The sequence below is a fragment of the Thermococcus sp. 9N3 genome, assembly GCF_012027685.1.
Classification (GTDB): Archaea; Methanobacteriota_B; Thermococci; order Thermococcales; family Thermococcaceae; genus Thermococcus; species Thermococcus nautili.
The window spans coordinates 128,393-140,802 of record NZ_SNUV01000003.1 but is presented as its reverse complement, the minus strand read 5'-3'; the positions used below and the strand labels follow the sequence as shown (position 1 = coordinate 140,802).

General features: G+C 56.7%; 16 protein-coding genes and 1 tRNA gene. 11 read left to right on the top strand and 6 right to left on the bottom strand.

All coding sequences use genetic code 11. The features are described 5' to 3' along the window. Window positions 1-27 precede the first annotated feature (27 nt). Window positions 28-621: an ArsR family transcriptional regulator gene (locus tag E3E30_RS10420; RefSeq protein WP_167729510.1), complete on the top strand. Its 594-nt coding sequence runs from the start codon at window positions 28-30 to the stop codon at window positions 619-621. Window positions 622-648: 27 nt separating this feature from the next. Here E3E30_RS10420 and E3E30_RS10415 read toward each other — a convergent pair whose 3' ends face one another. Then, window positions 649-852 (bottom strand): 30S ribosomal protein S17e, encoded by a 204-nt coding sequence (locus tag E3E30_RS10415; RefSeq protein WP_042691737.1) that lies wholly within the window; start codon window positions 850-852, stop codon window positions 649-651. A 116-nt stretch (window positions 853-968) separates the two neighbouring features. On the opposite strand from E3E30_RS10415, the gene E3E30_RS10410 reads away from it, so the two are divergent. Then, the gene (locus tag E3E30_RS10410; protein WP_167729509.1) at window positions 969-1,394 is read left to right on the top strand and encodes a DUF371 domain-containing protein; all 426 of its coding nucleotides are present in this window, start codon (window positions 969-971) and stop codon (window positions 1,392-1,394) included. Window positions 1,395-1,430: 36 nt separating this feature from the next. Continuing rightward, complete coding sequence (locus tag E3E30_RS10405; protein WP_167729568.1) at window positions 1,431-2,099, top strand: TIGR00703 family protein; 669 nt, start codon at window positions 1,431-1,433, stop codon at window positions 2,097-2,099. Between the two features lie 7 nt (window positions 2,100-2,106). Here the strand turns inward: E3E30_RS10405 and E3E30_RS10400 are convergent, their stop codons facing one another. Further along, window positions 2,107-3,255 carry a glycosyltransferase gene (locus E3E30_RS10400; RefSeq protein ID WP_167729508.1) on the bottom strand — a complete coding sequence of 383 codons (1,149 nt, stop codon included), beginning with the start codon at window positions 3,253-3,255 and terminating at the stop codon, window positions 2,107-2,109. A gap of 65 nt (window positions 3,256-3,320) precedes the next feature. Here E3E30_RS10400 and E3E30_RS10395 point away from each other — a divergent pair, with 65 nt between their 5' ends. From E3E30_RS10395 to E3E30_RS10385, 3 genes are read left to right on the top strand one after another with little or no spacing between them, the layout of a single operon-like run. Further along, window positions 3,321-4,337, top strand: a complete 1,017-nt coding sequence (locus E3E30_RS10395) for a Gfo/Idh/MocA family oxidoreductase (protein ID WP_167729507.1) — start codon at window positions 3,321-3,323, stop codon at window positions 4,335-4,337. Beyond that, the gene (locus tag E3E30_RS10390) at window positions 4,334-5,344 is read left to right on the top strand and encodes a Gfo/Idh/MocA family oxidoreductase (protein WP_167729506.1); all 1,011 of its coding nucleotides are present in this window, start codon (window positions 4,334-4,336) and stop codon (window positions 5,342-5,344) included. The genes E3E30_RS10395 and E3E30_RS10390 overlap by 4 nt, the downstream gene beginning before the upstream one ends. Continuing rightward, the gene (locus tag E3E30_RS10385) at window positions 5,341-6,651 is read left to right on the top strand and encodes a glycerate kinase (RefSeq protein WP_167729505.1); all 1,311 of its coding nucleotides are present in this window, start codon (window positions 5,341-5,343) and stop codon (window positions 6,649-6,651) included. The genes E3E30_RS10390 and E3E30_RS10385 overlap by 4 nt, the downstream gene beginning before the upstream one ends. Here E3E30_RS10385 and E3E30_RS10380 read toward each other — a convergent pair. Next, window positions 6,614-7,324, bottom strand: a complete 711-nt coding sequence (locus tag E3E30_RS10380; protein ID WP_167729504.1) for a hypothetical protein — start codon at window positions 7,322-7,324, stop codon at window positions 6,614-6,616. The two genes, E3E30_RS10385 and E3E30_RS10380, sit on opposite strands and share 38 nt — an antisense overlap. Window positions 7,325-7,416: 92 nt before the next feature. Here E3E30_RS10380 and E3E30_RS10375 point away from each other — a divergent pair, with 92 nt between their 5' ends. Continuing rightward, window positions 7,417-8,046 (top strand): phosphatidate cytidylyltransferase, encoded by a 630-nt coding sequence (locus E3E30_RS10375; protein WP_167729503.1) that lies wholly within the window; start codon window positions 7,417-7,419, stop codon window positions 8,044-8,046. Here E3E30_RS10375 and E3E30_RS10370 read toward each other — a convergent pair whose 3' ends face one another. After that, a complete protein-coding gene (locus tag E3E30_RS10370; RefSeq protein ID WP_206205158.1) occupies window positions 8,047-8,847 on the bottom strand; it encodes a radical SAM protein in 801 nt (266 codons plus the stop codon). It lies immediately after the preceding gene. A gap of 37 nt (window positions 8,848-8,884) precedes the next feature. Here E3E30_RS10370 and E3E30_RS10365 point away from each other — a divergent pair, with 37 nt between their 5' ends. From E3E30_RS10365 to E3E30_RS10355, 3 genes are all read left to right on the top strand, one after another. Continuing rightward, a complete protein-coding gene (locus E3E30_RS10365) occupies window positions 8,885-9,532 on the top strand; it encodes a SprT family zinc-dependent metalloprotease (RefSeq protein WP_167729501.1) in 648 nt (215 codons plus the stop codon). After that, window positions 9,511-9,906 carry an NfeD family protein gene (locus E3E30_RS10360; RefSeq protein WP_167729500.1) on the top strand — a complete coding sequence of 132 codons (396 nt, stop codon included), beginning with the start codon at window positions 9,511-9,513 and terminating at the stop codon, window positions 9,904-9,906. The genes E3E30_RS10365 and E3E30_RS10360 overlap by 22 nt, the downstream gene beginning before the upstream one ends. Window positions 9,907-10,050: 144 nt before the next feature. Beyond that, window positions 10,051-10,746: a DUF3800 domain-containing protein gene (locus E3E30_RS10355; RefSeq protein WP_167729499.1), complete on the top strand. Its 696-nt coding sequence runs from the start codon at window positions 10,051-10,053 to the stop codon at window positions 10,744-10,746. A 143-nt stretch (window positions 10,747-10,889) separates the two neighbouring features. Here E3E30_RS10355 and E3E30_RS10350 read toward each other — a convergent pair whose 3' ends face one another. Further along, window positions 10,890-11,324, bottom strand: coding sequence for a hypothetical protein (locus tag E3E30_RS10350; protein ID WP_167729498.1), 435 nt, complete (start codon window positions 11,322-11,324; stop codon window positions 10,890-10,892). 64 nt (window positions 11,325-11,388) lie between these two features. Between E3E30_RS10350 and E3E30_RS10345 the strand changes: the two genes are divergently transcribed. Further along, window positions 11,389-11,820: a CoA-binding protein gene (locus E3E30_RS10345; RefSeq protein ID WP_167729497.1), complete on the top strand. Its 432-nt coding sequence runs from the start codon at window positions 11,389-11,391 to the stop codon at window positions 11,818-11,820. Window positions 11,821-12,251: 431 nt separating this feature from the next. On the opposite strand, the gene E3E30_RS10340 is transcribed toward E3E30_RS10345, so the two are convergent. Beyond that, a tRNA-Leu gene (locus E3E30_RS10340) sits at window positions 12,252-12,339 on the bottom strand. Between the last annotated feature and the right edge of the window lie 71 nt (window positions 12,340-12,410).

The following is a 12,410-nucleotide window of genomic DNA, read 5'->3' as shown; positions in this document are numbered from 1 at the left end:
TTCAGGTTAGGGAAAGGGGGTGAGAACATGGAATCGGGCGAGATGGGAAAACTGCTCGACATACTCGGAAACGAAACCAGGCGAAGGATTCTCATCCTTCTCACCAAGAGACCGTACTTCGTCAGCGAGCTGAGTCAGGAACTCGGAGTCGGACAGAAAGCCGTCCTTGAGCACCTGAGAATCCTCGAAAAGGCCGGACTCATAGAGGGCCGAACCGAGAAGATACCCCGCGGAAGGCCGAGGAAGTACTACACCATAAAGCGCGGATTCAGGCTTGAGGTACTGCTTACCCCCTACACGTTCGGCACCGAGATGTACGAACCGAAGAAGCCGAGGCAAACCGCTGAATACGCCCAGGCGAGACAGCTTATAAAATCAACCGAGCCCGTTGAGACGAAAATAGGGGAGCTCCTCCAGTTCCTCGGCGAGATAGAGAGGCGCGTTGACGAGGTCATGAGAACCAAGCAGGAGCTCGAAGAGGTCAGACTGCTCATAGAGACCTACATAGAGAACCTTCTCAGGAGGATTGCCCAGGAGAACGAGAGGGAATTCGAGAGGCTCATGCGCGAGTTCGGTCCGAGGCTTCCGAGGAAGATAGTGGAAGACCTGAACGACTTTTAGGAAGCGGATAGAGAATAAAGAGGGCCGTTAAAGTATCTTGCCCTCTTCCTTCATCCTGACGAGCCTGGTTATGTAACCGGCAATCCTGTTTCTGATGGTCTTGCTCGTGACGTTGGTGAGCTCCTGAACCATCTTCTTGTTGTGCTCGAAGTCCCTGGTGAACTTGTCCGGATACCTGTCAAAGAGCTCGCGAGCGGTCCTCTTGATGAAGGTCTGCTTTATGTTCCCCATTTCCATCACCTCTAACCTGACCCTGTGGCCGTATCTCAAATCAAGGGCATCTTTTAAAAGTTTTCCCACACCGCCGGAAACCCAAGGGTTTTATAGTGCCACGAAAAGCTCAACCCATGCTGAGGGAGGTAATCCACTGCAGGGGACACGAGAACGTAAGAGCAACTCACCGCTCGACGCTCGAGATAACGACCGAGGACTTTCTAACGCCCCGGGGAGACTGCATAATCTGCGTTTCTGCCGACAAGGCTTTGAGCGACCTGAGCGAGGAGTTCAAGAGTGCCCTGAGGAGGGGCGCGAGGCTCCGCGTGGTCATACGCGCCGGAAACCTTTCCGATGAACTCACCGCATACGGGAGTCCGGAGCTGAAGCTCGAAAGCCCGGTTTCGATGGTGATAAGGAAGAGCGATTACATAGACGCCAGAACCCTCGCGATAAGGGCGGATAAGTCCGCGAAGGACATAAAGCGGGAGCTCGTCGAGCTCCTCAGGAACCCCGAAACCATTGTCACGGTCGAGCTCATAATCGAGGAAAAAGCTTAAAAGCCCCAACTCTTTTATTTACTTGAGGTGAAGAAAATGCTCGAGGGCTACTACATAGTCGAGAACACCGGAGTCGTTCCGGCCGAGAGGAGGTTCAAGTTCAAGGACCTGAAGGCGTGGGGCTACGACCTGCACCTCGGAACCATAGACGGAAAGGAGGCCTACTTCGTCTCAAGGACTGGAACCCACGAGGAGGGCGAGACCTACACGCAGGACGGCAGGGAGTACCACATCAGCGAAACCCAGAGGGAGATACCGAAGAACGCGAGGTTGCTTGCGAGAATCGTCATAGAGCGAGGTCAGCCCTACCTGGAGTTCTGGCTCGATACGGAGGAAGCCAACTACCCGCTCGCCAAGGAGGACCCAAGGCTAATCCTGCACCGCTTCTGGACGGCCAAGAAGTTCAACCAGCTCGAGAAGCACGTCGGGAGCGTCGGCCTGACCACGGACTTCTTCAAGGACAGGGTTTTTGTGAAGAGCCTCCCATTGCCCTTCGAGGAGTACCCGCCGAAGGTGAGGAGGGTTCTGAGGGAGGTCAGGGACGTCCACCGCGACCTGACCGGCTTCGGAAGGTTCGTCTTCCAGTACTACGGCGAGGAAGAGGAGACCCACAACTACCGCCTCTGGTGGCTCCTGCCCACGATACACCTCTTCGACGTCGAGGTCTCGAACGAGGTCGACAAGATTCTGGCGATGCTGGATTGAGGCGTGATTAGGCCTCTCCATTTTTCCACAGCTCAAGGAGGTAGTCCTTCTCCTCCATGAAGACCTTTGCGCGCTCCCTTACGAGCTTCTCGGCTTCTTCCGTGCTCGCGTCCAGCGTCCTCCTCACGAAGTCCGCAGTCTTGGCGAAGTAAAGCGGTATCAGCGGCTCGGCTTCGCCCATAATCCCCTTCCTGTAGGCAGCGGCGCCCTCGTAGAGAACGTGGCTCCAGAGCCTGTCGTCGAAGTCCCTCAAAGCCCCTTTCACGGCCTCAAATGTTCCCGGCCTCAGGACCCTTTTGAGAACCCTCTCGTATTGTGAGAAGAGCTCTCTCGCCTTTCTCTCAAGGAGCTCAAGGGTGACGTTGACAGGCTCAGGCTCGCCACCTCTGAAGTCGCCAAAAACCGGAACGGGCTCGATTTTCCTGACGTTCATCCAAACGTCCTCGTACCTCCCCATCAGCATGAAGAGAGTCCCGACGACCTGGTTGAACATCGGGCCGAGCGACTGTGCGGGGTCCTTGGGGTCGTGAACCTTGACTCCGAGGGGGGCCTGAACGATTCTCAGCCCGTTCGCTATCGCCGTAGTTGTCAGGAATATGTCTATCCCAAAGCGCGCAACGTGGGTGTTCCAGACGTCTTCGGAGAGGCAGAGCTCCATCAGCTTCCTCCCGAGCCCGAAGTCGCCGCCGATGGGCTGCCTGACGTCCCTGCCGTAGAGGGAAACGGTCATCGGGTAGGCTATGCCGTTGGTTATAGTCCCGTCCCACTTGTGCCTCAGGTAGAGCGGCGCGACGAAGTCGTAGCCCCTCCCAACGGGTTCAGCCAGGAGGCGAATCCACTCCGGCGTTATGCTCCTCAGGTCGCTGTCAACAAGGACCAAAACGTCAGCGTCCCTTCCCAGGGCAAACTCCATCAGCTCCTTCACAGCGCTCCCCTTGCCCGAAATCGGCCAGCGGTAGGTGAAGCTGTGAACCTCCACACCCTCCGGAACCTCCGTGCCCATGACCACCTCCCGGGTCCCGTCGGTGCTCCCGCCGTCCGCGTTTACGATGATGCCCCCGCCGAAGTACCTCGCAAGGCCCTCCGCGGCCTGTCTCACCACAAAACCTATCGTCCCGGCGTTGTTGTAGCTCGGGATTCCGACGACGACCCTCATCGCGACCCCCTTGAAAATTATTCGGGCAAGGGTTAAATAGCTTTCGCGCCGAGTTAATAAAGGTGATGACCTTGCTGAGGGTCGGCGTGGTGGGGTGCGGCAACATATTCAACCTCGCCCACAGGGACGCGCTGAAGGTTCTCCAACGCGAGGGGCTCATTGACGTCGTTGGCTGTTTCGACCTCGTGAGGGGGAGGGCTGAGGAAGGAGCGAGGGCCCTCAACGCCAGAGCCTTTGAGGGCCTCGACGAGCTGATAGGCGAGGTAGATGTCGTCGAGATTCTCACGCCGACCCACACGCACGCCGAACTGGCAGTTAAGGCCCTGAAGGCCGGCAGGCACGTGATTGTCGAGAAGCCGATAGCGCTCACGGTTGAGGAAGGCGAGCGAATGATTGGGGAGGCCATGAAAAGGGGCCTTCATCTGCTCGTGGGCCACGTCAGGCGCTTTGACAAGCGCTGGATGAGCATGAAGGATGTCATAAGGAAGCGCAACATCCTGCCGACCCACGTCAGGAAGGTGGAGGTTCAGAACCTCCCGTTTCCAGCGGACTACTGGTACTGGGACGAGCGGAAGAGCGGAGGGGTCGCGCTCGACCTCGGCGTCCACGTGACGGACTTCCTGCGCTGGTTCCTTGATGCGGAACCGGTGAGGGTTTACGCGGTCGGGAAGGCGATAAAGGAGGAGGCGAGGAGGAACGGCACCTTTGACCACTTCGTCATGATGATTGAATTTGAGGGAGGGAAGACGGGCATAGGCGAGGTCAGCTGGGCCTACCCGTATCCCTCGCGCTACGGCGTCTTCTACCACCACGTGGACGTGATTGGAAGGAACGGGAGGATAAGGTACACACCCCTCGACACCCCCGTCGTCGGGGTCGCGAAGGCCAGCTTCGAGATGCCCCGCTTCTCCCCGCTCCTCTCGACGTTTCCCGACGCGTTCGAGCGCGAGCTGGAGCACTTCTTCAGGGTGATAGCCGGTGAGGAAGAGGCAGTTGTAACGGCAGAAGACGCCCTGATTGCCCTCAGGATTGCAGAGAAAGCAAGGGAGAGCGCGAGAACCGGGGAGGTGGTGGAGGTATGAGACTGAAGTTTGGGGTGATAAGCTACGCCCATCCCCATGCCCTCCGCTACGCCCCGGCCATAGCGGGCGGGAGGTTCACGGAGCTCGTTGCCGTCTCCGGGGACGGCCCGAACTCGGACGTCGCCCGGGCCGAGGCGAAAAAGTACGGAGCGCGCTTTTACAGGAGCTACGAGGAGCTGCTGAGGGACGATGAGGTCGAGGCCGTCTACATAGCCTCAGAATCCTTCAGGCACGCGGAGATGGCGATAAGGGCCATGGAAGAGGGGAAGCACGTCCTCCTCGAAAAGCCGATAGCCCTGAGCCTCAGAGAGGCAGACGAGGTAATCAGGGCCGCGAGAAGGGCGGGGGTAAAGCTCATGCTGCCCTTCAACCCGCGCTTCACTGAGCCCCTTCGGAAGGCCAAGGAGCTCCTTGATGCTGGAGAAATCGGACCCCTCGAGTACGTTCACGCGATTTCCGAGAACGTGAAGCCCCCGATATTCATCCAGGGGCTGGACATGAGCTGGTTCCTTGACAAGAGCAGGGCCGGCGGCGGTGGCTTCATGGACACGGCCCCCCACGGCGTTGATTCCCTCATCTGGCTGACCGGCAGGGCTCCGAAGAGGGTCTACGCGGACATTGGGAGCAAGGTCTACGGCTTCCCAGTCGACGACATAGGGACGGCAATACTCGAATTCGATGACGTCTTGGCCGTCCTCACCGCTGGCTGGGGCAATCCAAAGGGCTACTCCTACGGAATCGAGATGAAGTACTACCTCGTCGGCAGGGAGGGCTTCCTCGACGTGAGAACCGCCTACCCGGACTTCACCGTCTACCAGGACAGGGCCGAGAAAATCTACTGGGACAGGCCGGACGTGAGGGGAATCGTCGAGTCCTTCGCGAGGGCCGTCCTCAACGATGAGCCCGTCCCGATAGACGGCGAAACCGGAAAGCTCAACCTTGCGGTAATACTCGCGGCATACGAGTCCTCCGAGAGGAAGAGACCCGTGAAGGTGAAGCTCCGATGATTGAGGAACTAATTCAGGAAGCCATAAGGGCCGGTGACCCCTACGGAGCCCTCAAAGGGGCGTTACACTACAGAGGGGGAAGGCTCGCAGTTTTAGATCAAGAGTTCAGGGTGAGGGGCAGGGTTTACGTCCTCGCCATCGGAAAGGCCTCCTGCCGGATGGCGAGGGCGGTCTTTGAGACCCTACCTCGTGAGCTGGTTGGAGACGCGCTGATAGTTACGAAGCACGGCTACGCTATGGACTGCGATGGAATTGAAGCGAGGATAATCGAGGCGGGTCACCCGATTCCGGACGAGAACTCCCTATTGGCCGGAAAGCTGGGCCTTGAGCTCGGGGAGAGGGTTGGCAGAGACGACATCCTTCTAACCCTCATCTCAGGAGGAGGGAGCGCGCTCTTCGTTTATCCCGCTGAGGGGATAAGCCTCGAAGACCTCATCAGGACGAACGAGCTCCTACTCAGGAGCGGGGCGACGATAAGGGAAATCAACACCGTCAGAAAGCATCTGTCAAGGGTCAAGGGCGGAAGGCTTGCGAAGGCCGTGAAGGGAACCGTGGTAAGCCTAATCGTCTCGGACGTCGTTGGCGACGACCTCAGCTCAATAGCATCCGGAATAACCTCCTCAGACCCGACAACTTACCGCGACGCCTACGAAGTCCTCGTGAGGCGCGGAATCTGGGACAGAGTCCCGGAGAGCGTGAGAAGAGTCATTGAGCGGGGCATGCGCGGGGAAATCGAGGAAACGCCGAAGGAACTCGACAACGTCCACAACTTCATAATCGCGGGCAACTCAAAGGCGTGTGAGGCCGTGGCGAGGAAAGCTGAAGAGCTCGGCTTCAACTCGGCGGTGATGACGACTACGCTCGAAGGTGAAGCTAAGGAGGTCGCTTTGGCGGTCGGCTCGATAATAGAGGAAGTAGCAAAGCGGGACAGGCCCGTTAAAAAGCCCGCCGTCCTCGTCTTCGGGGGCGAGTGGACGGTGACCGTTAGGGACGCGAAGGGCCTCGGCGGGCCCAATCAGGAGTTCGCGTTGAGCATCGCCCGGAAAATAGCTGGACTCAACGTTACCGTTGCGGCCTTCGACACCGACGGGACGGACGGGCCAACAGACACGGCGGGGGGAATCGTGGACGGAGAGACATTGAAGAAGTTAGAGGAAGCTGGTGTTGACGTGGAGGAGGCCCTCAGGAATCACGACAGTTATCACGCCCTCGAAAGGGCCGGCGCGCTTCTCAAGACCGGCCCAACCGGGACGAACGTGAACTCGATGGTCATAGCGGTTGTTGGAGACCGGGGCGACGCCCTTTGAGACGGAGGTATTCCTCCACAAGGGCCCCTATGAGCAGAACGCTCATAAACACGGCCTTTCCAGGGTTTTCCTGTCCCGCATATGCCCTGTAGAGGGTCAGCCCAACACCGACCACGAGGAACCACATCCCTATGAGAATCTCCCTCATTAGGAATGCGCGCCGTCCCCTTGAGAGAACCCTTATCCCGGAACCTTCCCTCAGGACAATCCGATCGTCACCGGGCACGAACTCCAGCAGGGTTATCGGAACAACCGCCAGCAAAAGGTAGGGAAGAAACCACAAGAGAAGGAGGTACAAAAAGACCAGGTAAAGCACCCGCGCAAGGTTTATGTCACTGCTCCGCTGAAGTGAAAGGAACTTCCTCAACGGGTCGAGAAGGTGAAGCCCGACCCTTCTCGCCACGGCCTTTCTCTTTCCTTCAAACCTGGCGACGAGGTTGCCGAGAACGGGAAGCTTCAGAGGGACTGTGGAGGCGAGAAGGAAGCTCTCCCCCTCGAAGTCCACCAGATAAAAGTGCCCCTCGTAGCGCTCCCGGATAAAGTCCGGCGCAAGGCCCCATATCTCCCTGTTAGTACCTTTAACCCAGTACACGAATGTGTTCTCCCCAAGAAACTTTTCGAGCTTTTCGGGACTTCCTTCAACGACTACTACGCGCTCAAACGTTACTCGCATGTGTGTCGGTTTGATTATTCCCTTTTATAGTTAACGCTCGGCGGGAAAAAACCGATAAATACTCCAATCCCGATGATTTTAGGGTGCAATCAATGGGCTTGAGCAGAAGGGAGCTTGTAAGGAAGCTCTGGCACGTTTCGCCAGGAATCCTCGGGGCGCCGATAATACTCTTCACGCCAAGATGGGGCACTTTACTCGTTGTCTGGTCGCTGGCTTTCCTCTACACGCTCCAGCACCTCAAGCTCCTCCGGGGATGGAAGTTCACCGTTCCAGTAGCGGACCTCAGTTACCGAACGATGGCGCGGGAAGACGAGCGTGACAACTTCCTCGGAAGCTTCCTCTTCTGGGTGACGATGGGGATTATCTGCACGGTCTTTCCAAAGCTCATGGCGCTCTCGGCCCTGTGGGTCTCGACCTTCGGCGACTGCTTCAACGCCATTGCCGGACAGGCCCTCGGCGGACCGAGGATTCCCTGGAACCCGCGGAAGACCCTAATCGGAAGCGCAACGATGTTCATTGTTTCAGTTCTGGCCCTCTGGGCTGCCCACAGGGTCCTCTCGCTCGACCCGAACTGGAGCCTCATCGCCGGCGTCGCCCTCGTCGCGAGTGTCCTTGAGAGCCTTCCCCTCCGCTCGGCCTACGACGAGTTCACGGTTCCCTTCGCGACAGCTTTCCTCCTGTGGCTCGCCTACGGCGGGCCCCTCCTGTCGTCGGTGTGGTGATTAAACCCGCACAAAACCCCAGCCCCTGAAGTGCGTCTCTATGCCCTCCGTTTTTACCCGCAGCGAGCGAACCTCGTCGCGGAGCTCCGAGATGAAGGCCCTGAAGAGCTCCTCTCTGGTTAGGACGCTGTAGCTTTCGGGAAACTCGGAGCAGAGCGTTTCCCGAAATTCGTTTCCGGCCTTTCGGAGGTTTAGAACCTCGAAGAAGTAGTAATCAGCAAAACCTTTCGTTTTCTCAACAATCCGTGAAACGTCGGTGACGCCTGGAATTATCGGGCTGACGAAGGCATACGTTCTTATTCCTTCCTCGTGGAGCCGCTGGAGGGCGTTGAAGCGGACTTTCATAACCGGTGTCCGGGGCTCGAGGAGGGCCTTTTCACGGCCCTCAAAGGAGTTGAGAGTTAAGCCGACCTCAATCGAACGGAAGAGCTTGAAAATCTCGACGTCGCGCGTTACCAGCGGTGATTTGGTGAGTACTGAGAGCTCGTTCCTTTTGTCCATGAACCGGAGCGTCGAGCGGGTGAGCTTCAGCCCGGCCTCGACCGGCTGGTAGGGGTCGCTGACGGTTGACATCACGACCTTTCCCTTCACGTGCTTCCTCGCAAGTTCAGGCGCGTTGATTTTGGCTATCACCCAGCTCCCCCATCCCCTCTCTCTGAACTCCCGAACGACGCTCTTGGCGTAGCAGTAGGGGCAGGCGAAGGAACAGCCGACGTACTGGTTGACGCTCCAAGAAACGCCGGGAATCCGCGAGCGCGTGTAGAGGGATTTGGCCCTTCGCCTTATGACCTCAACTTTCATAAGCACGGGTAGGAACTACACCTTAAAAGGTGGTCGCATGGAAGTCGAGGTTCGCCACAGGCCCGTCCGCTATGCGAGGCTCGAAATCAAGCCCGACGGGAGAATCGTCGTGACGGCGCCGAAGGGCTTCGACGTAAATGCCTTCATCAAAAAGCACGAGAGGTGGCTTAGCAACAGGCTGAGGGAGCTTGAAGAAGTTAGAAGGGAATCGGCGAGAGGCTTCCCGTTCTTCGGCGAGTTCTACCGGCTCGAGCTGGGGAACGTTCGAGAAATTGAGCGCGGTGAGGATAAGCTAATCCTCCCGACCGAGCGCGAGTGGGCGCGAAAGGCCCTGAAGGAGCTCCTGCGGGGCAGGGTAACAGCGCTCGTCGCCCTCTACTCCGTCCTGATGGGCGTTTCCCCCGGCAAAATCTACATCAGAAACCAGCGGACGAAGTGGGCGAGCTGTTCGAGCAGGGGAAACCTGAGCTTCAACCTCCGCCTCGTGGCCTTACCCGAGAGGCTGATTGAGTACGTCGTAATCCACGAGCTCGCCCACCTGCGCTACCTCGACCACTCCAAGGCTTTCTGGAGGCTCGTGGGGAGATTTTATCCCGACTACAGAACGGCCAGACGGGAACTGAGGCGCTGGTGGGGGATAATCGAGGTCAACGAGGGGTGGAGATGGCTAGAAGGGAGGGAATGATTGGAAGAATCCTTAAATTCATCGCGCTGATGGCGGATGAGATAATCGTTGCCATAGTTCTGCTCGCGGTTCTTCCAGCCCTGGGAATAGAAGTGCCGGTCCCCGTCACGGGGCTGATTCTGGGAATCCTCCTCGTCAAGGACGTTCTGATAGCTCCGTACGTGCTCGGAGGCGGGCTCGAAAAACGGCCCCAGACGGGGCCAGAAACGCTCGTCGGCAGAACCGCTATGGTTGTTGAGGACCTCTCGCCCGAGGGCCTCGTGAAGCTCGACGGTGAACTCTGGCGCGCGAAATGCCTTCACGGAACAGCGGGAAAGGGAGAGAAGGTCAGGGTCGTGGGGGTTGAGGGAACTAAACTTATTGTTGAGCCCTGAACTGTTGCTGTACTTTGGCATAACCTTGTTCGTCCTCTACGGAAAGCTCAGGTCACTAACAGAATGACAAATCATGAATCCAAACTTTAACAAAGGGGTAACAGCGGCAACGGCAAGGTATATTTATTCCGCAGAAAACGGCGTTTGTACTGCGAGGGAAGGCTCATGGTTCACCTTTACATCATCCTCGACGAAGCGGGCGACATGGGATTTTCAAAAGGCAGTAGCAGGTACTTCGTTATGGGTGCCATCGTAGCTAAAGCGGAAGACGTTAAGAAAATCCGCAGGATTCCCAAGAAGGCCAGAGAGAAACTCGGCAAGAAGAAAAAGGACATACCTGAACTCAAAGCCTCAAAGAGCAATGATAAAATAAGGAAATTTGTTCTCGATGAGCTTTACAAGTGCAAGAGCGCTCACGTCTCGGCGGTTTACATAAACAAGGCGAACACTTACGGCTACATCAGGGAAAACAGTTTCCAGAAGGCAGTTCACTACAACTATCTTGCGAGGGTTCTGATAGTCGAGTCGCTAAAGAGCTACCTCGAGAGCATCGGTTACACCTCTGACAAGGCCCTAACCGTTGAGATATTCCTTGACAGGTACCACACAACAAAATTCCGGAAGAAGAATCTGGAAGAGTATATCAGAAAGATGATAAGGGACGCATTCCCCTACGAAGTTAACGTGCTCGTGCATCAGAAGGACTCCCAGGGAGAACCGCTGATTCAGGTTGCGGACTTCGTTGTCAACGCGTTTTACAGAAAGCTCAACGGAAAGGGAAACCTCCTCACAAAGTTCGAGAGCTCAGGAAGAGTTCTTAAATTCAAGCAAATTTACTGAAACCAAACGAGAAGCAGGAATCGGACCCCGGGCCGCCATTTGCGCGTACCTCAAGGTACGCGGCGGACACCGGGACTTACCCTCATCCCCATACGTACATTACGTGCACTCTCTTTTAAAAGTTTAGGTGCAAGTTTGTGTAGCTAAGCTCCTCGTTGAACCCCCAACGAGCGAAGAACCTCGGTGATTTCCTCCGGGCGGTTGGTCGAGAACGAAACGTCCCAGCCCTTCCGCCTCTTGAGGTAGACGCAGGCCCTCGCCGGCAGGGTAAAGTGCATCTTCGCCGGACAGCCCGTCCAGCCTTCCCTGACCGCGAACCACTCGATTTCGTCAATCCTGATGGTTTTTCTGATGAAAAGGCCGAGGAAACCGCTGAGAAAGATTCTGTCCTCGTAAACCCTCACACGGAAGGCCATTGCCTCAAGGATTACCGCTATCGTGAGGGCCGTTGCAACGGTCATTATGAGGACGCCCTGACCGGTGGCGAAGCTCTCGTAGAGGCCGATTGACATACCTATTATCGGAGGGACGAGCAGGGCGATTATCCACTTGGAATAAAGCGTTTCCTCGTAGAGCATGGCCCATCGGTAGAGGTTCCCGCCAACGCTTTAAACCCCTTCCCAAACCTATGGTGGTGATACGATGGTTAGGGTAATGCCGGTTGACGGGCTGACTGACGATGACGTGAGGGAAATTCTGACGAAGTACCGGAAGATAGCCCTCGTTGGAGCCTCTCCGAAGCCCGAACGCGACGCGAACGACGTCATGCGCTACCTCCTTGAGAAGGGTTACGAGGTCTATCCCGTCAACCCCCGCTACTCTGAAGTCCTCGGGCGGAAGTGCTACCCGAGCGTTCTCGACATTCCCGACGAGGTCGAGATAGTTGACCTCTTCGTTCGCCCGGAGTTCGCGAGGGACTACGTTGAGCAGGCGATAAAGAAAGGCGCGAAAGTTGTCTGGTTCCAGTTCGGGACCTATGACAGGGAAGCCTTCAGAAGAGCAAGGGAAGCGGGCCTTACGGCTGTCGCCCACCGCTGTATTAAACAAGAGCACGAACGGCTTATCGGAAAATGAGGCTTCCCCTTTGTTTTTAAACATTTCTAAATGCTTCCCGGTGCCATAAGCTCCCCAGCGGGGGACTTGGCGCTCAGCCTTTAAGAATGGCTGGCGAAGAAGCTTTTGGAAAAAGCTTCACCAAAGAAACTTTGCCGGGCAAAGTTTCATCAAAGTTGGTGATTCTTTTAGCAGGGTCACTTTGAGAGTGTTTGCGCTTTTAATGGACTCGCGTAAAATGCGATTCTTAAGATTTTGGAAGCTTTCTCACGCGGGTTTGCTTTTTTTCTTGCGCTCCGAAGGAGCGCCTCCTAGAGAAACCCCTCCCTAATGGCTCCTTTTGAAAAGAATTCTCTGAGAGTACTGCCATTTGAGAGTGCAAACCTCTTAGAATCGCATTCTCAAGAAAGAATCACGAACCTTGGTCAAACTTCGCGCAGGCGAAGTTTGTGTGGTGCGGGGGCCGGGATTTGAACCCGGGAACCCCTGCGGGACGGGACCCTAAATCCCGCGCCTTTGGCCAGGCTCGGCTACCCCCGCGCGGAAGTGAGTTTTCGCTCCACCTTTAAAAGCTTTGAGGGGAAAGCCTTATAAGGATGTAAAGGAAGCTT